18 protein-coding genes are annotated in these 21,403 nt (G+C 64.3%); 7 read left to right on the top strand and 11 right to left on the bottom strand.

The annotated features are described in order from the left end of the window. Positions 1-19 precede the first annotated feature (19 nt). The 3 genes from LZC95_15150 to LZC95_15140 all read left to right on the top strand — a co-directional run bounded on the left by LZC95_15150 (position 20) and on the right by LZC95_15140 (position 3,797). Positions 20-1,072, top strand: a complete 1,053-nt coding sequence (locus LZC95_15150; protein ID WXA98168.1) for a ketoacyl-ACP synthase III family protein — start codon at positions 20-22, stop codon at positions 1,070-1,072. Further along, positions 1,072-2,337, top strand: a complete 1,266-nt coding sequence (fabD, locus tag LZC95_15145) for an ACP S-malonyltransferase (GenBank protein ID WXA98167.1) — start codon at positions 1,072-1,074, stop codon at positions 2,335-2,337. The genes LZC95_15150 and fabD overlap by 1 nt, the downstream gene beginning before the upstream one ends. Before the next feature lie 713 nt (positions 2,338-3,050). Continuing rightward, positions 3,051-3,797, top strand: a complete 747-nt coding sequence (locus LZC95_15140) for an E3 ubiquitin ligase family protein (GenBank protein ID WXA98166.1) — start codon at positions 3,051-3,053, stop codon at positions 3,795-3,797. A 9-nt stretch (positions 3,798-3,806) separates the two neighbouring features. Here the strand turns inward: LZC95_15140 and LZC95_15135 are convergent, their stop codons facing one another. Genes LZC95_15135 through LZC95_15100 form a run of 8 tightly spaced genes read right to left on the bottom strand, consistent with a single transcriptional unit; the run spans position 3,807 to position 12,436 of the window. After that, entirely contained in the window at positions 3,807-4,778 is a 972-nt protein-coding gene (locus tag LZC95_15135) for an NAD(P)-dependent oxidoreductase (GenBank protein ID WXA98165.1), read from the bottom strand. Beyond that, entirely contained in the window at positions 4,775-5,677 is a 903-nt protein-coding gene (locus LZC95_15130) for a UbiA family prenyltransferase (protein WXA98164.1), read from the bottom strand. Before LZC95_15130 ends, LZC95_15135 begins: the two co-directional genes overlap by 4 nt. Then, positions 5,674-6,870, bottom strand: coding sequence for a cytochrome P450 (locus tag LZC95_15125; GenBank protein WXA98163.1), 1,197 nt, complete (start codon positions 6,868-6,870; stop codon positions 5,674-5,676). The genes LZC95_15130 and LZC95_15125 overlap by 4 nt, the downstream gene beginning before the upstream one ends. Further along, positions 6,867-9,551 carry a hypothetical protein gene (locus LZC95_15120; protein ID WXA98162.1) on the bottom strand — a complete coding sequence of 895 codons (2,685 nt, stop codon included), beginning with the start codon at positions 9,549-9,551 and terminating at the stop codon, positions 6,867-6,869. Before LZC95_15120 ends, LZC95_15125 begins: the two co-directional genes overlap by 4 nt. An 8-nt stretch (positions 9,552-9,559) precedes the next feature. Continuing rightward, on the bottom strand, positions 9,560-10,204 hold the full coding sequence (locus tag LZC95_15115; protein WXA98161.1) for an isoprenylcysteine carboxylmethyltransferase family protein: 645 nt from the start codon (positions 10,202-10,204) through the stop codon (positions 9,560-9,562). Then, a complete protein-coding gene (locus tag LZC95_15110; protein WXA98160.1) occupies positions 10,201-10,596 on the bottom strand; it encodes a nuclear transport factor 2 family protein in 396 nt (131 codons plus the stop codon). Before LZC95_15110 ends, LZC95_15115 begins: the two co-directional genes overlap by 4 nt. Then, positions 10,593-11,663, bottom strand: coding sequence for a ketoacyl-ACP synthase III family protein (locus LZC95_15105; protein WXA98159.1), 1,071 nt, complete (start codon positions 11,661-11,663; stop codon positions 10,593-10,595). The genes LZC95_15110 and LZC95_15105 overlap by 4 nt, the downstream gene beginning before the upstream one ends. Further along, the gene (locus tag LZC95_15100; GenBank protein WXA98158.1) at positions 11,660-12,436 is read right to left on the bottom strand and encodes a hypothetical protein; all 777 of its coding nucleotides are present in this window, start codon (positions 12,434-12,436) and stop codon (positions 11,660-11,662) included. Before LZC95_15100 ends, LZC95_15105 begins: the two co-directional genes overlap by 4 nt. Positions 12,437-13,232: 796 nt before the next feature. Between LZC95_15100 and LZC95_15095 the strand changes: the two genes are divergently transcribed. Genes LZC95_15095 through LZC95_15080 form a run of 4 tightly spaced genes read left to right on the top strand, consistent with a single transcriptional unit; the run spans position 13,233 to position 17,805 of the window. Further along, complete coding sequence (locus LZC95_15095) at positions 13,233-15,206, top strand: YgiQ family radical SAM protein (GenBank protein WXA98157.1); 1,974 nt, start codon at positions 13,233-13,235, stop codon at positions 15,204-15,206. A gap of 22 nt (positions 15,207-15,228) precedes the next feature. Further along, complete coding sequence (locus LZC95_15090) at positions 15,229-16,233, top strand: App1 family protein (protein ID WXA98156.1); 1,005 nt, start codon at positions 15,229-15,231, stop codon at positions 16,231-16,233. 38 nt (positions 16,234-16,271) lie between these two features. Then, entirely contained in the window at positions 16,272-16,916 is a 645-nt protein-coding gene (locus tag LZC95_15085; GenBank protein ID WXA98155.1) for a class I SAM-dependent methyltransferase, read from the top strand. A gap of 52 nt (positions 16,917-16,968) precedes the next feature. Then, positions 16,969-17,805, top strand: a complete 837-nt coding sequence (locus tag LZC95_15080) for a class I SAM-dependent methyltransferase (protein ID WXA98154.1) — start codon at positions 16,969-16,971, stop codon at positions 17,803-17,805. On the opposite strand, the gene LZC95_15075 is transcribed toward LZC95_15080, so the two are convergent. The 3 genes from LZC95_15075 to LZC95_15065 all read right to left on the bottom strand — a co-directional run bounded on the left by LZC95_15075 (position 17,798) and on the right by LZC95_15065 (position 21,387). Further along, entirely contained in the window at positions 17,798-19,078 is a 1,281-nt protein-coding gene (locus tag LZC95_15075) for an energy transducer TonB (GenBank protein ID WXA98153.1), read from the bottom strand. The genes LZC95_15080 and LZC95_15075 overlap by 8 nt on opposite strands. Positions 19,079-19,195: 117 nt before the next feature. Beyond that, a complete protein-coding gene (locus tag LZC95_15070; protein ID WXA98152.1) occupies positions 19,196-19,987 on the bottom strand; it encodes a TatD family hydrolase in 792 nt (263 codons plus the stop codon). A gap of 14 nt (positions 19,988-20,001) precedes the next feature. Continuing rightward, positions 20,002-21,387, bottom strand: coding sequence for an MATE family efflux transporter (locus tag LZC95_15065; GenBank protein WXA98151.1), 1,386 nt, complete (start codon positions 21,385-21,387; stop codon positions 20,002-20,004). Positions 21,388-21,403: the final 16 nt, after the last annotated feature.

Raw genomic sequence — 21,403 nt, 5'->3', positions numbered from 1 at the left:
CGTACCGAAGGAGCATCCCGTGAAGATCGAGCGCCTATTCATCGCCGGCATTGGCACGTACCTCCCGCCGTTGACCCGCGTCGAAGATGCGGTGGCGGACGGCCGCTACGATCCGCAGGAGGCGGAGGATACGGGGTTGGAGTCGGTCTGCGAGGCCACGACCGAGACGCCACCGGACATGGCGGTCACCGCAGCCCGAAGCGCGCTCGCTCGCTCGGGCATCCGGCCCGAGGACGTTTCGCTGATTCTGCACGCGAGCCTCTATTTCCAGGGGCTGGAGCTCTACACCACGGCGTCGTACATCCATCGCGAAGCGCTGGGCACGCACTCGGCGCTCGCTCTGGAGGTGAAGAATCAATGCAACGGATCCATGACGTCGATGGAGCTCGCCGCGTGCTACCTCCAAAGCTCGCCGGAGCGGAGTGCGGCGCTGGTGACCACCGCCGACAAATGCTGCCTGCCGGTCATCGACCGCTGGAAGTGCGATATCGGCACGGTCCCCTCCGATGGTGCCACGGCGATGATCCTCAGCCAGCGCGGCGGGTTTGCGCGAGTCCTCAGCACCGTCACCGTGTCGGACCCTAGCCTCGAGCGTCTGCATCGCGGCAATGCCCCGTTTACGACCTTCAACGATCCCAAGGTCCCCGTCGATCTCCGCCTGCGCAAGCTGCAATACCTCGGAGACGTGGAGCTCGACGAGTTCACCCGAAAGTTCCGGACCGGGCTGAGAAACTCGGTGGATCAAGCTCTGCGCGATGCAGGAATCACGTTCCGCGACGTGGCCCGCTTCGTCATTCCCCACGCCGGCCGGCTCGTGCTGCAGCGCGAATACTTCATGGCCCTCGACATCGCGGAGTCCGCGACGACCTGGGCATGGGGACGCAAACTCGGCCACATCGGGGCCGGCGATCAGGTTGCTGGCTTCGGCCACCTCGTGGAAACGAATGCATTGAAGCCCGGCGACCATTGCCTCCTGATGGGCGTGGGCGCCGGCTTTACCTGGACGTGCGCCGTGGTGCAACTCATCGAGCAGCCTTCATGGGCGCGCGGTTCGACGAACGGAGCTCCCTGATGCGCGCTTGCGTTTTTCCGAGCCAGGGCAGCCAGAAAAAAGGGATGGGCAAGGGCCTATTCGACCGATTTCGACCGCTGGTCGAGCGAGCCGACGCCATCCTGGGGCACTCGATTGAAACGCTGTGCGTGGAGGATCCCGATCGTCGCCTCCTGCAAACCGAGTTTGCCCAGCCAGCCATCTACGTCGTCAATGCGCTCCATCATCTCCAAGAACTGGAACGAAACCCCGAGCCTCCGGACTACTTCGCGGGCCATAGTTTGGGCGAGTACAATGCGCTCCTTGCCGCCGGTGCCTTCGACTTCGAAACGGGTTTGAAGCTCGTCCAACGGCGGGCCGCGCTCATGGCCAAGTTGGATGGCGGTGGAATGGCCGCCGTCGTCGGAGCCGTCGAAAAGGCCATCACCGACGTCCTCGATCAGCATGCCGCCGAGGGAGTCACCATTGCGAACTACAACGCGCCCTACGAGTTCGTGCTTTCGGGGCCGCGCGACGGGCTAGCGCGCCTCAGGCCCATCTTCGAAAAGGTGGACGGCGTGAAGGCCTTCGTGGCGCTACGAACCAGCGGCGCCTTTCACTCGGCACACATGAAGGCTGCGCGCGATGCGTTCCAGTCGCACCTCGCATCGGTCGACTTCAGCGAGCTGTCGAGGCCGGTTATCTCCAACGTCACCGCGCGGCCTTACACGAAGGATACGCTCCGATCCCTCTTGGCCGAACAGATCACCGCGCCGGTACGATGGTCGGAGAGCATTCGGTACTTGCGTGAAGCCGGCGTCTCGCGTTTCACGGAGCTCGGCGAGGGCAAGGTTCTCTCAGGGCTCATCGGGAAGATCCTCGCCGAACCTCCCCCCACCACCGCTGCAATGTCCCCGCAGGAGCAGGTGGTGGCCATGCTCAAAGAGCAAGTACTCGTGCCCGAGCTCGGCGAGGCCGCTCGCGAGCTCGAGGCCGATCGGCCGTTTCGGCAGCTCGGCCTCGACTCGCTCAAGTACATCCGTCTCGCACGCAGGGCCGAAACCGTGTTCGGCATCCCATTCAAGCCGGCGACCTTCTACTCCATCACCACCTCGGCGGCCATGGCGGACTACGTCATCGAGCAGGGCGCAGGACCGCAGGAGGCGCCGCCGCCGAAGGTCGACGAGACACGTCATCGTTGGAGCGAGCACCGTGACAGCGAGGTGCTGCGCCTTCTGCGCGAGTGCGTGCGCGGGGTGCGGAGCCTCGAGAGCACGGCCGCGATGATCCGCGCCGGCCTGTACTGACCCACCGGAAAAACAGCTCGCGCCGCGGCGAAATGCGCTAATTGATGCAGATAAGGTTACCGTCGTTGTTCGAAATATCGCCTCCACATTCGCCCGGTCCCCATTGTACGAACCCCGTCCAAGTGTGGTTTCGACGTTGGCAACTATCCGCGGTAGCCTTTACGCAGTTACCATTGGGGGTCACGTACAATATGGTTCCGTTGCAGCTATTTCGAAATGACTCGGTACATGAAACCATGTCGACGGCGGCTGGGGCAACGTCCAGCACTTCGTTGGAGCCTTCGATTACCCATTTCACTGAATGAGCACTTTCCCCCTGCTGTGCGTCACTCAACTGTGCCTCGTTCCCGTCCGTCGACTCTGCGGTGCATCCACCGAGGGTCATGACGAGTCCGAGCATTCCTAAAAACAGGGTACATCCCGTGGTGTTATTCATATTGTCATCTCCTAACAATGCGCGTGCCAGACACCACGCCCCCTCGGATATCGCGATTTCCCGATAAGAGCGACATCACGGGTACATCGTGTACCGGATCTAGCGGTACAGTGAACCGTTTCGCTGCGCCCCGGCGGTACACGCTGTCGAGATAGCTCATCGTCGCGACGTCGCGAATTTTGGAGTACCGCCCCGTAGGCGCCGACCTGCCGTTCGCATTCCGCCTTTTGGTCGTGATACGTCACGAGCAGATGCGAAATGCGGGAGGTGAAAGCTCATGTTGCTCATCGTCGGTGTTGGCGTGCTGCTCCTTGGAATCGTGGCGCTCGGAATTGGCCTGTTCGAAAAGATGAAGGCAGGGCGAGTTTCCGGCGCCCCCCTCGTGCGCACCGGCGATGCCGCCCAGCGCGGCGCGCAGGTGGCGGCATCGAACGGTGCCATTAGCGTACAAGGGAGCGTCTTCTGTCAGCAGCCGCTGTCTTCACCGGTCACGCGTACAGGTTGCCTCCACTACAGCATCAGCGCGGAGGCGCGGTGGAAGGAGGGAGACCAAGAGCGGAGTCAGACGCTCGCCGGAATCCAGCAGACCGCGCACTTCGCCGTCGATGATGGCAGCGGCCCCGTGTGGATCGATGCAACCCGAGGCGGCGATTTCGAAACGACTTCCTATAGCGAGATCAAAGAACCGGGGATGTTTACGTCGGAGCTCGTATTTGGCGACTACCGCATATCGACGTCCTCGGTCCCCAGCGGAGCCAGGTTCGAGGTTCGCGAGACGGTGCTACCGCTCGTGCCGCAGCTTTACGCGTGCGGGGTGACGGCGACGCATTCGATCGCAGCGCCCGAATGGCGCAGCTTGATCCTCTCGACGAAGTCGCGTGACGAGCTGCTCGGTTCGGCGACGCAGACCGCCAAGGTATGCCTCATTGGGGGAATCGCCGCCCTCGCCGTGGGCGCCGCCGTGGCACTGGCCGGCGCATTTCAGGCCGGCCTGCTGACCCGCGCCTCGCACCTTCACTTGTAATCAAGAGACTCAGCGCACGAAACACGCGGCGCGGAGAAGGACGCTCGATGGATCTTTTCCGACGATGTCATTACCGACCCGGGTTTCGAGCGCGGTCGTATTGCCCCAGTGGGAGAGACCGAGCAGCTCCAGGCGAGTGGCCATCTGCGTTGCGCGTGGCGACGGCACGCGCCGCAACAAGCGCAAGGCGCGCGGTGAAACGGGGATACGCCAGCGGAGCCCGCGTCGCACGGCCTGGTCTCGCAATGCATCGGTGATCTGGGCAAAGGTCACCGGACGCGCGTAACCCACGTGGAGCGGGACGTGGAATGGGTTCCCTTCCTGGTGCGCTTGGGCGAGATGCTCGGTCAAGCGCACGATGATGCGCGCATAATCGTCGACGTCGATGACCGAATAGCGCTGGGAGCCCGAGCCCACCTGGATGTTCTTGGCCGCGAGTTGCGCGAACGCCGGCATGACGAATCGGTCGCCCTCGCCGATGACGAATCGCGGACGAAGCAGCACGGACGGTACGCGGGCGCGCCGTGCGTACGCCTCGATGTGCTCCTCGGCGAGGCGACGGCTTCGTGCGAGCGCTGTGTCGGGGCTCGGCGGGGCCGACTCGTCGATGCCATCTTGCTCGCCTTGGCCATAGACGGACATGGAGCTCGCATAGATGATTCCGCGAAGCCTCGGGCCCAATCGCTCGAGCAGTGCCGCGGTCGCGTGCACGTTGGTGCCGAGATATCCGCTGCCGTCCTTGTCCATCTGCTTGACCGCGAAGTGCACCAGCACGTACGGCTGCGTCGGTTCGAGATCCGCCGGGGGATGCTCGATGTCGCCGCTGACCTTTTCCAAAAAGGGATGATCGGGCACGGCATCCATACGGCGCAAGAGCGCGCGGACACGCACCGCGCCCTCCGGGACGCGGGCGAACTCCCGCAAAAGCGCGCGGCCCACGAAGCCGCTGCCGCCGAGCAATAGAATCGCAGGCAACGTCATCGGCCCCCCCCGAGACCGCCCGCAAACGCGCCCGTGCACGCGAAAGCACCGAAGGCCGACAGAACGTAGAGCGCAGCGTACTTGGCGGGCCAGCGCTCGTTGGGCCGGCGGAATTCGCGAAACGCCACGAGGGGAAGGGCCAGCGGCGCCAGCACCAGCAGCAGCCGGGCCACGGACCACGGCGACGCTGCGCCGACCAAGAGCAGCGCCACCGACACGAATGGACACAACATGGCAATGCGCACGGTGCCGTCGAGACCGAAGATGTTCACGTACGTGCGCTCACCGGGACGAGGAATGCGGACGATCTTCTTCGCAGCCTCGAGATGAATGGTGGCGATGAATACAATGGCGATGGCCAAGAATCCGTACGCGTCCGCCGAATGCCCTGCCGCCTGCAGGTAGCCCGCATAGAGATAGCCGTGGACCAGGAGTTGCGCAGGGCAACTCACGAGCAGCGTGAGCAGCAAGTTGTCGCCGTTGGGCCAACGGAAACGCTGGTACACGAACAACACGATCAGCGCATAAACGAGCTGGCCGGCGATGATTCCCAGGCCCGCGTGCTTCCAATTGAGTACGACGATGATCGCGGACAAGACCGCATACAGAACGGCCAAATCGGAAATCCGGACGACACCTCGCACGAGCGGCCGCTTTGGATCGTGCACCCGGTCGTATTCCAGATCACGGATGTCGTCGATCACACGCATCAACAAAAGGTCCAACATGAGCGTGATGGCCGAGAGGGCAGTGCCCATGTTCGGACGCCAATGGGACGGGCCTTGATGGTCGACGACCGCGAAAAGGCCACTCACGCCGTACGTCCACGCCATGGCGAAGAGCACCGACATGATGGGCGGGTAACTCCCCGCCACGTAACGTCCAATCCGCGCGATCATTTGCTCCACCTCACGGGAAGCTTCCACAAGCCCCGAATGAACATACCGGAGCGCCATTCGAGCTTTTCCTCTGGAACCGCGAGCTCCAAGTTAGGAAAGCGACGCAGGAGCGCGGCAAGCGCAATTTGAAGCTCCGCGCGAGCATGGGACGCGCCGAGGCACATGTGCCTGCCGTGTCCGAAGCCCAAATGCGGATTCGGCGCACGGTCGGGATCGAATGCATCGTGGCCAAACACGGCGGGATCGCGGTTTGCGGAATCCATGAGCGGAATCACGACTTGGCCGGCTTCGATGCGGCCTCCCGGCAAGTCGACGGCTTCCAATGCGACGTGTGGCTGCCCACCGGTGGCGTTGAACCAAACCCAGCGCAGCAGTTCTTCTACGGTGGAGGGGATGCGCGCCGGATCTTGGCGCAGACGAGCGGCCAACTCCGGGTGGCGGAGCAAGTGGTAAATGGCCAGGGCGAGATGATTCATGGTGGTCTCGCCACCGGCAATCATCAGCCCGAATCCCATCACCACGAGCTCTTCATCGGTGAGCCGATCCTCGCCGCTCATGGCGAGGAGCTTGGTCAGGAGATCGTCGGCCGGCGCACCAGCCGCAAGGAGCTCTCGCTTGATACGCAGATGTTCATTGAAGTAGCCGAACATCTTGCGCTGCGCTTCGGCGATTTCCTCCCGCGAGAAGAGACCGGCCGACATCATCACGTCCACCCACGGGTGCAGTAGCGGGATATCGCTTTTGGGTATGCCGAGCATTTCGCAGGTGAACGAGTAGGGCAGCGGCAACGTGAACGTGGCAATCAGGTCCACGGGGGAGCCGGCCGCCTCCACGGCGTCGAGAAGCTCCTCGGTCAGTGCCTCGATGCGCGAGCGGTCCATCTCTGCTTGCCGCGGAGCAAAGGCGGCCTGCACGGCGCGGCGGCGCCGCGTGTGAACGGGCGCGTCGCTGGTGGCCAAGGCCAGCGACTTGGAGTCCCTGGCCATCAGGGTTCCCCCCGCCCATGCCTCGCGACTGAATCGCGGATCGGAAAGGACGCGCTTCACGTCGGCGTGCCGGGTGACCAACAGGGCTTGCCGGCCATTGCTCAATTGAACGGGCACGAGCGGCTGCTCGCGAAAGCACTGGAGGTACTCCGAGTCCAGCGCCATCCCGGGTCGGTCGGCGAATGGGAAATGAGGGCAGGCAGTCATGGTGCGGAAGGAGGGCTTTCGATGACGCGGACGGTGCCCGTCCCGCCGTCGATTTCAATCATGGCACCGTCGGGGATGCGCTTGGTCGCATCGGGCACCGCAACGATGGTGGGTATTCCGAGCAAACGCCCCGTGATGGCCGTATGGGACAGGAGCGTGCCGCGCTCGACGACCAGGCCCTTTGCGGCCATCATGAGAAACAGCCACCCCGGATCGGTTTCACGTGCGACCAGGATGGATCCTTGGCACGCATCGGCCGTGACGTTGGGCTCGAGAACCAGCTTGGCGCGCGCCCGCACGACGCCGGCCGAGGAGCCCAGGCCATGCAATGCGCCGCCGATGGCGGGAGTTCCAACCGCACTCGCGCGCTCGAGGGCGCTCGCGAGCGGGACGTCGGCCTCGGTCTCCAAGAGGACGTCGCTCGGTGCGCGGTTTGCGTATTTCTCGCGCTCGGATCGGCGCAGCGCCACGAGCCCGCGGAGATCGGAGCCCGCCAAAGTGCCGTCGAAGGCCCCGAGCACTTCCGAAATGGTCAAGTCGTGCACGTCGGTGCGGCTGTCGAGTCGTCCTGCCTTCGCCAACGCATCGCCAAGGGACCAGAGAATTTCGCGGGAAAGCCCATAGAGCTGGGTCCGACAGAAGCGCGTATCTTCGCGCATGCGAATGAATTTGCGTGCGCCGGCGGCCACCCCGCGCAACACCATCCGCCGCACCGGACCCGGGCAAAGTTGCGCCAGCTCTTCACGCGCCTGGGCCGCACTGCGCCGTTCGTCGGCCTCCACCTGCGCGACCGTCAGCTTTTGCTCGACGTAAGGTCGAATCGTCTCGAGCAGCATCCACGGCTGCTGCCGCGGGGTGGGCTCTTCCAATTTCAAATCGTGCAGGGCACGGTCACCGAACTTCGCGAGGTACTCTTCGAGGGCTTGCTTGACCGATGCGCCGTAACGCTCGGTCATCAAATCGTCCCAAAGACGATTCGACGCGACGGATCGATCGAGAATGGCCGCTTTCAGGCGAGGCTCCTGGGCAAATTGCTCCGCCAGGGCGATGGCTCCTCGTACGGCCCGAAGCGAGCGATTCGGGGGGCCTCCGATCAGAAGCCCCACGAGCAGGCGGCGATCGGCCTTGGTCCATTTTCCCAACAGGTAGCGAAGGGCCAAAAGCTCGAGCAAGAGATAAACGGAATTGGTGAGCGTGACGCCCCACCGCACCGAAACTTGTGCCCACACGCTTCGGTAGAACGCGATCAGTTCCTCCGGGGTCCGCCCGGAGAGATCGCCCGCTCCGTCCATGAGCTCGTCCCACCAGCGAAGGAATGCGCGAACCTGGTATGGATGGCGGAGCATGCGGGCCATCGCACCCGGAAGGGCCGCGAGCGCGCGCGCCTTGGACCAACGCGGCTCTTCCCGCGCGGGGCCGACGATGCCCATGGCCTCCTCCCACAAGGGGCGAACCAATTCGAAAATGGGCATTTGCCCGTGAAGGGCCTGCCATGCATCCAGGCGGTAGTAGATGCGGCCATTCAAGAAGGCCACCATCTGCTCCAGACGGTGCTTGTTGGCATCGATCGTGCGCTGGGGGACGCCCATGCGACCGTACAGATCTCCAAAGGCACGGCGGTAGAACTCCTGGGCCTGGGAATACGTCAGTGCCCCAGAGATGCCGGGATAGCTCTCGGTGATGTTGTGATTGCACCAATAGAGTCGCTTCGACGCCCCGCGCTTGGCCACCACCATCGGACGCGATTGCACGAGGTGGATGACGCCGTCCGGGGTGATCGTGCCCTCGATGTCTTGCGGGCCTTGGAAGAACGACTCGACCTGACGCGACAGAACGGCGACGTGCCCGGCCTCGGCCTCCGTGAGAACCGGCGCCTCCGCGAGCTCCCTTGGCACGGGGAGGATCGAGAGCTCTCCCCCACCCCCGTCGCGCGGACGACCGACCATGCGCCGCTTGATGACGAGCTCCGACTCGACGCCGTTTTCGCTGACGAAGAAGTGGTCGACGTCGGCCTTCTCCTGCACTACGCCTTCGCCGATGCCGTGCGCCGCTGCAATGACGACGCACCGGTCTCCATTGCGAGGGTCCCGCGTGAAGGCGACGAACGAGCGGGTGCCCTCGACCATGTGCTGAACGCCCACGGCCACGCGCGCACGCGTCGGATCGAGGCCGCGCCATACGCGGTATTGGACGGCGCGCTCGGTGAACGCCGACGCCCAACACTCCGCGATGCGACGGAGCAACTGGTCACGCGTGACGTAGAGAAAGCTGTCGCTCATTCCGGCGAACGGATCGCTTTCGCTGTCTTCGGCGGCGGCATGTCCATCACGTTCGGCGACAGGATCGGGCACCACACACGCGCGCACGGCCACCCGTGCGCCCTTGCCGAATCGGGTATCGAACGCGGCCAGCAGCGGCTCGGCCCAGTCCGCAGGAATGGTCAACTCGCGCAATCCTTTGGCCATGGCGAGGCACCAGGCCTGCCGTTCGCCCGGATCCGCCGAAAGCGGCGGTTGCGACACGCGCACGAGGGCGAGCGCCGCATCGAAGACGGCCGCCGGAATGCAGAACAAATCGGGAACGCGCATTCCCGCGCGGCGCATGCGCTCGAGACGGGCGAATTTGTTTCCAACGAGGATCGGATCCAGCGTCTCCGGCCCGTCTCCGACCAGAAGGGTCAACGTGGAGCTCACCATACCCCCGGACACAATCGTGCTTTGCGAACGGCATATTGCGCATATCCGGGCATATCCCAGAGAGCGCGCTCCTCGACGCGAATGCGGTAGAGCACCGCCACGAGGAGCAGGGCCGCGCACGCGGCGCCGATCGGATTGAAAAAGATGGCGAGAAAGCCGCCGTGCGCCAGGAGCATTCCACAATAGGCCGGATGCCGGATGAAGCGGTAAAGCCCCGTGGTGACCGCCACCTGGTCCCCCTTTCGGGTCACGTGATGCGAATAGAATCGCCCCAATGTCTTGATGGCAATCTCGCGCATGACGATGCCACCGACGAACAGCGTCAGTCCTGCAACGCCCGCCGGCGTCCATTCCCGGCTCGACGGCACGAGGACGCACGCGCCCACCGTCGCGAGTCGCGAGAATGCGTAGGGGAGAAGCGTCCGCGAATCCTTCATGGGCGTGGCGCCCTGGAACGTGACCGGCACTTCGAACAGAAGCCATCCGAGGTACACGGCAATGGCGGCCAGCGGCAGTGTGTGGAGACCGGCCCCTTCGCTCCACTGCACGGCGAGGCCGGCGAGAAGCAGGGCGATGGCAACGAAGAACAACAGACGCGGCGCTTGCAGGAGCCGCTTGGTGGAATCGGATGCGCTCATGAAAACCAACCTTCGGGCGGTTCCAAGGACGTGTCTTGAACCGCGTGCCAATACTCGTGAAATCGTGTGCAGCGGCCGTCCGGTGCGAACCGCAGGGTGACGACCCCGGAGGCCGTTCGTGGCGTGAGGGTCACCGGATCGTGCAGGATGCACCACCACTCGACGGAGGCGCAGTCCTCGGATTCAATCGGCTTGCCGAACCAAACTTTGGGATCGACCTGTCGCGAGAGGCTTCCGATCCAATGGTTGCGGATCGCCTCGCAGCCGACGTGCGGCGTTCCAAATGGACCTTGATGGTAGACGGCGTCGGGCGTGAAGAGCGCCGCAATGCGTTCCGGATCCAGGGCTTTCCACCCTGCTTCGAGCCGTGCGATCCATTCCTGAGCGCTCATGCCACCCACCTCGGCCTCTCCTCGATGCGAAGCACCACGCAGGAGACTGCCCCGGCGGTCCCGTTGGCCATCATCATCACGTGGTCGCCGGGTCCGACCTGTTCGGTCGTCACGAGATGCTCCAACGCGACGACCGTATCGTTGACCCCCAGATGCCCGAGACCGCGACCCAATTCGAGCACGCCGCGGGCCGGGTCGATCCCCAATGGCTCGAGCAGTTGCTGGACGTATCGCTCCGTTCCCGAGAAAATGTGCACCACGCGTGTGATCTGCTCGGGCGCGATCCGAGCCTCGGCCAGCGCAGCCCGGCCCATCGTCGTTCGCATTTCTTTGAGCCGGTGCAGCGCTGCGGCGACGCCGCCCGGATGCTTGCGTTCGTACTCGGCGAAGCGTTCCCCCAAACGCAGCGGATGCTCCGCGCTGTAGCTTGGCGGGAACAGCGGGTCGTCGCCCCGATAGAGCTCCTCGAGCTCCGACAGGGCACCCGAGACGATGCTCAGCACGCGGGCGAAGCCTGCGCGGTTCGACAACACCAGGGCCGCGCCCGAATCGCCGAAAACCGACCCACGGTTGGTGCGTCCGCCCTCGGCGTAGCGCCATCGAAAGGTCGGATCGATTCCAAAGCAGGGATCCGCGGAAAAGTTATCCGCTCCACTCAGAAGCGCAGCGCGCCGACCCGGCATGGCGAGGTAGCAGGCGGCCAGATCGAAGGCGGCGAGCATGCCCGTACATCCCTGGCGCAGCTCGATGCCCGGTACGCCGCGCTTGACGGCGTTCCGCTCGATGTAATTGTGGGCGTGCCAGAGGTGCGGCCCCTGCGGGAGGAGGGTGGCGTGGAAATGAACGTCGATCTCCTCCGGCGTACCTCCCCATCGGGCCAAGGCACCTTGGGAGGCCCGAAGTCCCATTTCGGCCGGCGAAAGTTCGCTCTCGACGGCAATTCCCGTCCAGCCGTCCGCACGAAAGCTATCCGCGTCGTACCAGCCCCTCTCCGCGGCCTCGGCGGCGGAGAAGATGGGTGGAAGGTAGGCGGCGATGCCGGAGACGAAGAGAGACTCGGGTCTCATACGGCCGTCGCGAGCTGCTCCGTTTCGACCAGCGACGAGCCTTTCGCAAGCTGACGAACGACCTCGCGCGCGCGCCGGGCCTCGATGGAGGACATGACCTCGCCATCCATGACGGTGTATTCGATGGCGGCGCGGGCCGAAACGCGCCCACACTGCAGAACGGACAGCTCGGCACGAAACGACACGCGCTTCCCGTAAGTGCCTGTCACTTCGGTCTTGCACGTCAGCGTGGAATCGAGTGGGAACAAAAAACTCTCGAACTTCGTATCCCAACTTTGAATGGCAAATCCGCGCCCGCCGCCCTCGTTGGCGTAGTCCGCATAATATCGCTCGGTGACCGCCATGGCCATCTGGCGCATGGCTTCCAGGATCACCATCCCGGAAATATGCCATCCGCTGGTGTGATCCAGGACCAATTCGTTGTCACCATCCACTTTCAATTTGGCGCTGAACTCGTGCTCGCCAATCGGTTCGAGGCCGGCAATGAGAATGTTCTCTTCCTGGTGCTTGTGCACCTGCGACCGCGCCACCTTTTCCGAGTCACCATCGTGAAGGACGATCTGCTGCGAAAATGCGGAATTCAGCACTTCGCTGCGCAGGGCTCGCTCCTCCGCCGGGTTGATCCCCTGCCCGATGTAAATGTGTCGCTCGCCTACGATTTCATTGGAACGATCTTCTCGCAAATTGGCAACGAAGGCCGAAAAACCAATGACATTTTCCGGCATTCGCGGAGCGACGAAGCGATCGCCCACGACGAGCAAAGTAGATTTCATGATGATACCGATAGCTCCACTCCGGGTTGATGAAATATCCCCCCAACGCGCAGCTACACGTGCTGCAACATCGATACGTGACGAACGCACCTCGCAACGTTCGCCTCGGCGGTCACGACTTCACGGCAAAATTCGCCGGCGCTGCGAAATTCGCGCGTGCCGGCGCATGCCCAAGAAGGACTGCTCGACCATCGTACGTCACGGGTATCAGGGCCGCATCGCTGCGGCGCCCGACGGCACTCATTGGATATGCCGTCTTCTTAGCTATACATCAATACTGCGGCTCATGCACATCGTTCAAGCACTTTTCTTCCATCTCATAGTTTCATTACGCAAAGTGGGCGCGATCCTTTAGCCCTTCTTGCGATAAGCGTTCGAATGTATGCGAGAGTTCGATCGCGTCAACGTGGACAAAAACCCGTTCAGGAGAACACGGAGTTCCACACCGCATTTCGCAAGCTCATTTTGAATCGTCGACACGAACATCGATTAGTCAATACGACCATCGACGCCGAATACTCGCCCGCGCGCGCCAACGCACCTCTCGGAGTGACGGCGCTCGACCTGCCGACGTCGCAAGTCGGCGTTATGGGGCTATCGCGCCAGCGCAGCGCATTCCGCGTCAGACATCTGGGAATGAGGTATTGCATCGTTATCGAATCATTCCGCGCCCCCATGCTCGATTGAATGGGAGGGCTCCTCGGGTTCGATGGATCGAGGCGATCTCTACCGTGCGAGGGCGTGCGGCATACGCTCCGTGCGCCCGGCGCCCCAAGCGGCTACACTTCGCGCGCCCATGACACTGGTTCCTCTTCGCGTGCCGTCGCGTTCGCCCCGCACTCCCCGTACGGCGGGGTTTCTTCCCACGAATCGGGAGGAGATGCAGGCGCGCGGCTGGGATGAGCTCGATATCCTCATCGTCACCGGGGACGCCTACGTCGACCATCCCGCGTTCGGGCCGGTGCTGGTGGCGCGCTTTCTGGAGGGGCGTGGGTACCGCGTTGGGGTCGTCGCCCAGCCGAAGTGGAGCTCGCCGGAAGACATCGCACGGATGGGCAGACCGCGGCTCTTCGTCGGCATCAGCGCGGGCAACCTCGATTCGATGCTCAACAAGCTCACGGCGCAGAAGAAGGTCCGCTCGGTGGACCAATATTCGCCGGGCGGGCGCGCCGACATGCGGCCCAATCGGGCGACCATCGTCTATTCGAACTTGTGCCGACAGGCTTTCCCGGGCCTGCCCATCGTGCTCGGCGGCATCGAAGCCTCGCTCCGCCGCATCGCGCACTACGACTATTGGTCGAACCAAGTCCGTCGCTCCATCTTGCTCGACGCCAAGGCGGATCTTCTCGTTTTTGGCATGGGCGAACGGCCCGCTTGGGAAATTTCCCGCCGCCTCGCCGCCGGCGAACCGGTTTCCAACCTGCGCGACGTCCGCGGAACGGCGCACGTGCTGACCAATCGGCGCGCGTGGGAGCCACTCCTCGAGAACAAGAGCCGCTTCGTCACCGACGGCAAGTTGGTCGTCCTGCCCTCGTACGAAGAGGTGCGCGAGGACAAGCAGGCCTTCGCCAAGATGTCGCGGCAATTTCAATACGAGACGAACCCGCACAACGGCCGCCCGCTGCTGCAGCCGCACGGCGATCAGGCGGTGTATTTCAATTCGCCCGCAGAGCCGCTCTCCGAGGCCGAGATGGACGGCCTGTACGACCTGCCGTTCACCCGCGTGCCGCATCCGAGCTACACGGATCCCGTACCGGCTTACGAAACGGTGAAGCACTCCATCGTCACCATGCGCGGGTGCTTCGGCGGGTGCACCTTCTGCAGCATCACCGAGCACGAGGGGCGCATCATCCAGAGCCGCTCGCAGGAGAGCGTCCTGCGCGAAGTGCGCGCGCTCTCACGCATGGATGGCTTCCGCGGCACCATCACCGACTTGGGCGGCCCCACCGCCAACATGTACAAGATGACCTGCAAGGACGACGAGACGGAGAGCGCATGCCGCCGCCTCTCGTGCGTGCACCCGGGCATCTGCGAAAACCTGCGCACCGATCATGAGCCGCTCATCGATTTGATGAAGAAGGTGCGCACGCAGGAGGGCATCAAGAAGGTCTTCATCGCGAGCGGCGTTCGCTACGATCTCGCCGAACGCAGCCCGGAGTTCGTGCGCGAGCTTGCCCAGCATCACACCGGCGGGCAGCTCTCGGTCGCGCCCGAGCACCACGACGACAACGTGCTCGACAAGATGAAGAAGCCCCCCATCCGGAGCTACGAGCGCTTCGCCGAGACGTTCTGCCGAGCCAGCGAAGAAGCCGGCAAAGAACAGTACCTCGTTCCCTACTTCATCAGCGGGCACCCGGGCTCCACCCTCGAGGACGCCGTCGAGCTGGGGCTCTACCTCAAGAAGCGGGGCATGCGCCCGCGCCAGGTGCAGGACTTCATCCCCACCCCGATGGCGGTGGCGACGACCATGTTCTGGACGGGCATCGACCCGCTCACCATGCAGCCCGTGTACACGGCCACGGATCTGCGCGAGAAAAAGATGATGAAGGCGCTGCTCTTCTATTGGGATCCCACCCATTGGCCCATGGCGCGCGAGGCGCTGCGCAAGGCGGGGCGCGCGGATCTCATTGGGCACGGGCCGCGGGCGCTCGTGCCACCGGACGATGGGCGGACGTACCCGCCTCCCAAGCCGCAGCGGCCCAACGCCCGCCCGCCGGAGCGCCGGCAAGGCCGCGGCTACGCCAAGAGTGACCGGCGCGACCGGCGCTAAACTGAGCTAGCCTTATCGTCCAATGGACGTGGCGAAGATCCTCGCGATGCTCACCGCGGCGTCGGCGGTCGAACGAAATGACGCGCTCGCGGCGCTCGATGTCCCGGCGCGCGCGCAGCTCATCGATGCACTGCAACGCGGACGCACCGGCCGCGCCGAGGAGTCGTTCGTCCGCGACATCTTCGTCGCCACCACGGGCGATGCGCTTTCCGCCCTGAAGGACGCCATCGATGATGGCGCCAATTACCGCGATCTGCACCAGCTCGTGTACCGCGACATCGACGATGCGGCTGTGCGCGCAGAAATTCTGGCGCACTTTCGCACGACCACGGCCACCCCCACGGCACGGCGTTTCAAGGTGTTGAGCGACATCGACGACACGTTCTACGCCAATTGGAAAGACGCGCGGTACCCGAAGAAGACCGTCTACCCGGGGGTGATCGCCTTCTACGAGGCGCTCGGCGGTGGACTCGTGTTCGTCTCGGCCCGCCCGGGCGATCGCGCCGGGTTCGTGGAAAATGCGGCCATTGCCACCCTGCGCGCGCGCGGCATCGCGAAGTGCACAGTGCTCTGTGGTTCGTTCTCGCACCTCATTGGCAACGACCGTATCGCCGCGAAGAAGTACGAGAACTTCATCGAGTTTCGGGCACTGTATCCGCACCATCGCTTCGTCTTCGTCGGTGACAGTGGACAGGGCGACATCGCGTTCGGGGAAATGCTCCTGGCCGATGCGGCAAGCTCCGGGGTGCAGGCCGTGTTCATCCACGACGTCGTAGCGACACCCGAAGCACGGCGTCAGGAGCTCGCGGGAAAGCAAATTCACCTGTTCGACACCTACGTTGGCGCCGCCGTGGCTGCTCAACGATGCGGCCTGCTCGATTCGGACGCCGCAAAGGCCGTGGCGCAGGCCACCGTACAGGACATGGCCGCGATCCGCTTCGAAACCGACGCCCAGCGCGAGGGCCGCCAAGCGGAGCTCGAACGCGACGTGGCCGCCGTTGCGTTCAAGCGCGGCGCGTTGACTTAAGGGAAAGCGATCGCACAAGACCAACGCGGAGGTGTCGAATGGATCCGAAGCTTCAGAAGCTTCTCGCGTCGTACGAGGAGCGTGCGGCCGCCGAGTCCCACGTCTTGCGGGGGTTGTCGAGCCAGGAACTGGAAGAGCGCATCGACGAGTTTCTCATTCCCGTCGGGCCCGACACGGGGCAGCTTCTGCACACCCTGGTCAAGTCGTCGAAGGCGCAATGCGTCGTCGAGATCGGCGCATCCTATGGCTACTCGAGCCTGTGGTTGGCAGACGCCGTGCGGCTCACGGGCGGTAAGGTCCATAGCTTCGAGCTCTCCAGCGCCAAAGTCGAACATGCGCAGGAAAAGCTGCGCAGCGTCGGGTTGGACGGTTACGTGGAGTTCCACGTGGGCGATGTCTTCGACAACCTCCCCTCCCTCGCCGGGCCACTCGACCTCGTGTTGATCGATTGTTGGAAAGACCTCTACGAGCGTTGCTTCGAGATGGTGCATCCGAAGCTCGCCGAAGAGGGCATCGTCGTTGCCGACAACATGCTTTTTCCGTCCGAATCACGCCCCGATGCGGTGAAGTATCAAAAGCTCGTCCGCAGCAAGAACGACATGGATGCCGTTGCGTTGCCGATCGGCAGCGGCATCGACGTGGCACGCCGGCGCACCGCCCCATCGAAGCGCGCACTCACGTAGACGCAATTGACTTGCATTTTCATCTGACCGGCCTATGGTGACGAATACATCCATGAAAACGCACGCGGTGTCGCTTGGGTCCGTTCAGGAAACGTTGCTCATCCCGCTCTACGGGCGCGCGGTGGAGTCGAAGAAAAAGCGCGGCCTCTTGGTCGATCGCAAGGCCGTGGAGATGGTGGAATCCATCGATTACGACTTTCGCAAATTCGATAATTACATGACGCTCTTCGGCTCCGTCCTGCGCACGGCGATGTTCGACGAGTGGATCAAGCAATTCCTCGTCGAGCATCCCTCCGGCACGGTCATCGAGATCGGCGCGGGGCTCAATACGCGCTTCGAGCGGCTCGACAACGGCAAGGTCCATTGGTTCGACATGGATTTGCCCGACTCGATGGAGCTGCGGAAGAAGTTCTTCGACGACTCGGAGCGGCGCAAGCAGCTCTCCGCCTCGGTGCTCGAAGAGACGTGGTTCGACGCCGTCAAAGCGGCCCCCGGCCCGTATTTCTTCGTCATCGAGGCCGTGTTCATGTACCTGAACCCCGCCGACGTGAAGCGCGCGGTGACGCGCATCGCGCAGGCGTTTCCGAGCTCGCGCATCGCCTTGGACACCGCCGGTGCGTACATGGTGAACAATCAGCGCAAGCACGCCGTCATGAAGAACATGGAGGCGAGGTTCGCCTGGGCCTGTGACGATCCGCGCGAGGTCGAGCGCTTCGGCGGTGGATTGCGGCTGCTCGATTCGCGCACGTTCGCCAATCCGCAGGAGCCCATCAAGCCGAAGCTGCCCTTCGTCTTTCGCCGGCTGATGCTACCCTTGGTTCGCCTTTTCAATCGACGCATCGTCGAGACGTACAAGGTCAACCTGTACGAGGTAGGCGCTACTATTTGACGATCGGGTTGTTCGCGCTGAAGGGCGCGCGGACGCGGAGCCGCGTGCCCAGTTCGCGGGGCAGCGGTTCGAAGGGCGAGGCCTTGCGGATGGCCGCGGCCACGTTGCGATCGAACTCGTCGATCCCGCTGGGGCGGATGGGCGGCCAGGTGACGCGGGCGGTGCCATCGCGCTCGATGACGAACTCGAAGATCACCATGCCCTGTTTGAGCTCGAGCAGCGCGCTGCGCGGGAAGGCGTTGGCCCAGAGCGGATCCAGCTTCGCGCGCAGACGACGGAAGTACGGCATCAGGCGCGGATCGCTCGTCTCCAGGTCGAAGTAGTCGCCCTCGCCGATACCCAGCGGGCGCGCGTGGGAGCCGATGCCCGTGGGCGCGCCCGCCCCCGGTGCACCGCCGCCCGATGTGCCGCCATTGCCCTCGCCGGTCAGGCCGCCCGCCGTGCTCGCGTGCACGATGGATTGCACGGCGCGCGCGACGGATTGGTCGCTGTCCACGTCGTCGCGCTCGCGCGAGTGCTCGGTGGCAGGAATGGTCACGGGGCCCAGGGTCACCGAAGGGCGGCCCAAGGCGACATGCGCGGAGATCCGGTGATCGGGGCCGATGCGGCCGTCGTCGACCCCAATGCCGGGCGAGCTTTCCCGCGAGCCGCGTAGTGCGGAGCCCACCTCGGTGCGCTGCGCTTCCGGCCCGACGGGCTGCTCTTCCGCGCCGAGGTGTGCCCCCGCGACCTCGGGCGTGTGCGCCCAGCGCGCGCCCGAGCTGGGATCGCTCGGGGCGGGAACCCTGCGCTCGGGGCGATCGCCCGTGCCCGACGCCAGGAACGTGAGCTCCATCGGGTGCGTCGTCGAACGGCGATCTTCCCAAGACGCGCGATCGGGCGCGGTGCGCAGGCGCTGCTGCTGATCGCGATCCAAGTGGCTCACGAGATCCGGCGTGAGCGCGAGCTTCTCATCGCGATCGCTCAGGTGGGTCGCCGGCGCGGCAACGCGCCCCGTACCGCCGTGGCCTGCGTGGCCATCGTCGATGCGCGGCACGGAGGCGCCGCCCGCGGGGTGCGGCAGCGTCCCCTCTTGCTCGATGACGACTTCCTCCTCGACCAGCGTGCCCTCGGACACGACGGGCAATTCCACCGCCACCGTGTTGTCGGCGGGTGGAATCTCAGCTGCGTTCACATTCTGCGCGTGAAGCGTGCGATACGCGAGCCATGCGACGCCAAAGGCGATCCCGACATGGACGACGATGGAGGCACCCCAACTAAGGGGCTGAACCATTTTGGAGTTTTTTGGGGGGAGCGGCGATCGAGGCATCGAAGCGGGCGCGCAGGTAAATTATGCGCGTGCTCTGAAAAGGATGCCAGCGGCGCGCCAACGATCGCGCAAAACGATCCGTTATGTGGGAAAAGGCCGGCGGAAGATACGCGCGGCATTGGCACTGGTGACCTCGGCGATGCGCGTGAGATCAACGTTGCGCAGCTCGGCAATGCGTTGCGCGGTGTGGATCACGTACGCAGGCTCACATGATTTTCCGCGGAGTGGAACGGGGGCGAGGTAGGGGCTATCGGTCTCGACCAAGATGCGATCTTCCGGCGCCCACGCCGCCACGTCGTGCACGCTCTTGGCGCCCTTGAAGGTGACAATGCCCGAGAACGACAAGTAGAACCCAAGCGCCAGCGCGCGCTCGGCGAAGGCGCGGTCCTCGCTGAAGCAATGGATCACGCCGCCCACGTCGCGAGCGCCCTCGGCCTCCAGGATGGCAAGCGTGTCTTTGGCTGCCTCGCGTGTGTGGATCACGATGGGCTTGTTCACCTCGCGCGCAAGCCCGACGAGGCGCGCGAACGCGGCGCGTTGTACCTCACGCGGTGAGTGGTCGTAATGGTAGTCGAGTCCAATTTCGCCCACCGCGACCACGGCGGGATCGCGCGCGAGCCCTTGCAATTCGGCCAGGGAGGCATCATTCAAGGTGATCGCATCGTGCGGGTGGATGCCCACCACGGCGGCCACATGGTCGCCGCGCGCATGCGCCAGTGCCACGGCATGCCGTGCCGGCGCGAGATCTTGCCCCACGCCCACCACGACGAAACCGGAGACGCCCGACTCTTGCGCCCGCGCGATGGCGAGATCGCCTCCGTCGGGGAAATAGCCTGGATCGAGATGGCAATGTGTATCGACGAGTGCAGTCACGGTCGTATTTTACCTCATACTGCAGCGAGCACCGTTTTGGCGCGCTTGCGCCCCACGAGGGCCAGCAGCACGGAGCGCGCGAGCCAGTCCGAGGTGGAGCCGATGATCACGCCGACCATGCCGAGGTCCAACGTGATGGCGAAGAGCCACGTGCAAGCGAGGCGCGCCACCAGCGAGCCAAAGGCGCTGATGAACAATACATCGCGTGTGAAGCCTGCCCCGCGCAGCGCCTGGCCGGCAACGATGGTGCAAGCCATGAACGGCTGCGCCAGCGCCAACACGGGCAGCGCCCCCGCCCCGATGGCAATGACCAGCGGATCCGATGTAAACGCACGCAAAATGGGCACGCGAAACAGCGCGAATGCCGCGCCGTAGGTGCTCAGGAGCAACATGGCATCGCGCGCGGCGATTTTCGTGCTGGTCTCCGCCTCGGCGGGCCTTCGCGCGCCCAGCTTCTGCGCGGCCAAGGACGCGGCGGCAATGCCGAAACCATCGGCCGAGAGCCAGCAGATGGACTCGATGGCCATCAAGGCTTGGTACGCGGCCATCGAGGGATCGCCCAGGCGCGTGGTGATGGCGACGAAGCACATGAACCCCGTCTGGTAGAGGATGCGCTCCAACAGCGAGGGCACGGCCACGTGCGCCATGTCCTTTGCCTCGAACACATAGTCCGCGGCGCGAGCGAGGGGCCCGCGCAGGGAAATTCGACGTTTCGTGCGCAGCTGCAGCAGGGCGCCGATCGTCAGCACGGACTCGAGCCCAAAGGTGAGCGCGGTGCTGATGGCGCAGCCGCGCGTACCCATCGCGGGGAGCCCCAGGCCGCCCAGAATGAGCACGCGATTGAGTGCAATGTGCACCAAATTGGAAAAGATGCCGATGGCCAGCGGCGTTCGCGTGTCGCCGCCCGCCTGCAGAATCGCGATGGCGGCCGTGGCCACGAAGACCACGGGCGAAGCGCCCATGGCCACCTCGAGGTAGTCGCGCGCGGCGAGCACCACCTCGGGCGACGACTTGGGCGCAAGGATCGCGAGCCGCGATAGAAAGAGCGGCGATAGAACCGCGAGCAGCGCGCCCATGCCGAAGGCCGTCAGGAGCGAGGAGACGGCCGCGCGCCGGGAGCGCTCGGTATCCCCTGCCCCGACATGAAAGCCAACGCGCGCGATGGTCCCCACCTCGAAGGCGGCGAAGACGCTCCACACGGACCACTCCAGGGTGCCGGCAATTTGCATCGCCGACAGCGATGTCGACGAGTGGTGCCCCAGCATGATCCGGTCGACGACGAAGACCATCGTCTGCAGGAGCGAATGCAAAATGGCTGGAACGGCCAGCGCGCGAACCTCGCGCGTCAAGACGAACTTCGGCGCAGCCGCAGCCGCCAGCGGGGTGATCACCGTACTCATGTAGGAGAAACTGCGA

Source organism: Sorangiineae bacterium MSr12523 (genome assembly GCA_037157775.1).
GTDB classification, from domain to species: Bacteria; Myxococcota_A; Polyangia; order Polyangiales; family Polyangiaceae; genus Pendulispora; species Pendulispora brunnea.
This window is presented reverse-complemented; position numbering and strand designations above follow the sequence as displayed.

Coding starts and splice junctions, on each gene's coding strand:
- LZC95_15105 (WXA98159.1), bottom strand. CDS start 11,663: ATGAGACCCGAGTCTCTCTTCGTCTCCGGCATCGCCGCCTACCTTCCA.
- LZC95_15115 (WXA98161.1), bottom strand. CDS start 10,204: ATGAGCGCATCCGATTCCACCAAGCGGCTCCTGCAAGCGCCGCGTCTG.
- LZC95_15075 (WXA98153.1), bottom strand. CDS start 19,078: ATGGTTCAGCCCCTTAGTTGGGGTGCCTCCATCGTCGTCCATGTCGGG.
- LZC95_15140 (WXA98166.1), top strand. CDS start 3,051: ATGTTGCTCATCGTCGGTGTTGGCGTGCTGCTCCTTGGAATCGTGGCG.
- LZC95_15090 (WXA98156.1), top strand. CDS start 15,229: ATGGACGTGGCGAAGATCCTCGCGATGCTCACCGCGGCGTCGGCGGTC.
- LZC95_15125 (WXA98163.1), bottom strand. CDS start 6,870: ATGACTGCCTGCCCTCATTTCCCATTCGCCGACCGACCCGGGATGGCG.
- LZC95_15085 (WXA98155.1), top strand. CDS start 16,272: ATGGATCCGAAGCTTCAGAAGCTTCTCGCGTCGTACGAGGAGCGTGCG.
- LZC95_15095 (WXA98157.1), top strand. CDS start 13,233: ATGACACTGGTTCCTCTTCGCGTGCCGTCGCGTTCGCCCCGCACTCCC.
- fabD (WXA98167.1), top strand. CDS start 1,072: ATGCGCGCTTGCGTTTTTCCGAGCCAGGGCAGCCAGAAAAAAGGGATG.
- LZC95_15130 (WXA98164.1), bottom strand. CDS start 5,677: ATGATCGCGCGGATTGGACGTTACGTGGCGGGGAGTTACCCGCCCATC.
- LZC95_15110 (WXA98160.1), bottom strand. CDS start 10,596: ATGAGCGCTCAGGAATGGATCGCACGGCTCGAAGCAGGGTGGAAAGCC.
- LZC95_15135 (WXA98165.1), bottom strand. CDS start 4,778: ATGACGTTGCCTGCGATTCTATTGCTCGGCGGCAGCGGCTTCGTGGGC.
- LZC95_15080 (WXA98154.1), top strand. CDS start 16,969: ATGAAAACGCACGCGGTGTCGCTTGGGTCCGTTCAGGAAACGTTGCTC.
- LZC95_15100 (WXA98158.1), bottom strand. CDS start 12,436: ATGAAATCTACTTTGCTCGTCGTGGGCGATCGCTTCGTCGCTCCGCGA.
- LZC95_15065 (WXA98151.1), bottom strand. CDS start 21,387: ATGAGTACGGTGATCACCCCGCTGGCGGCTGCGGCTGCGCCGAAGTTC.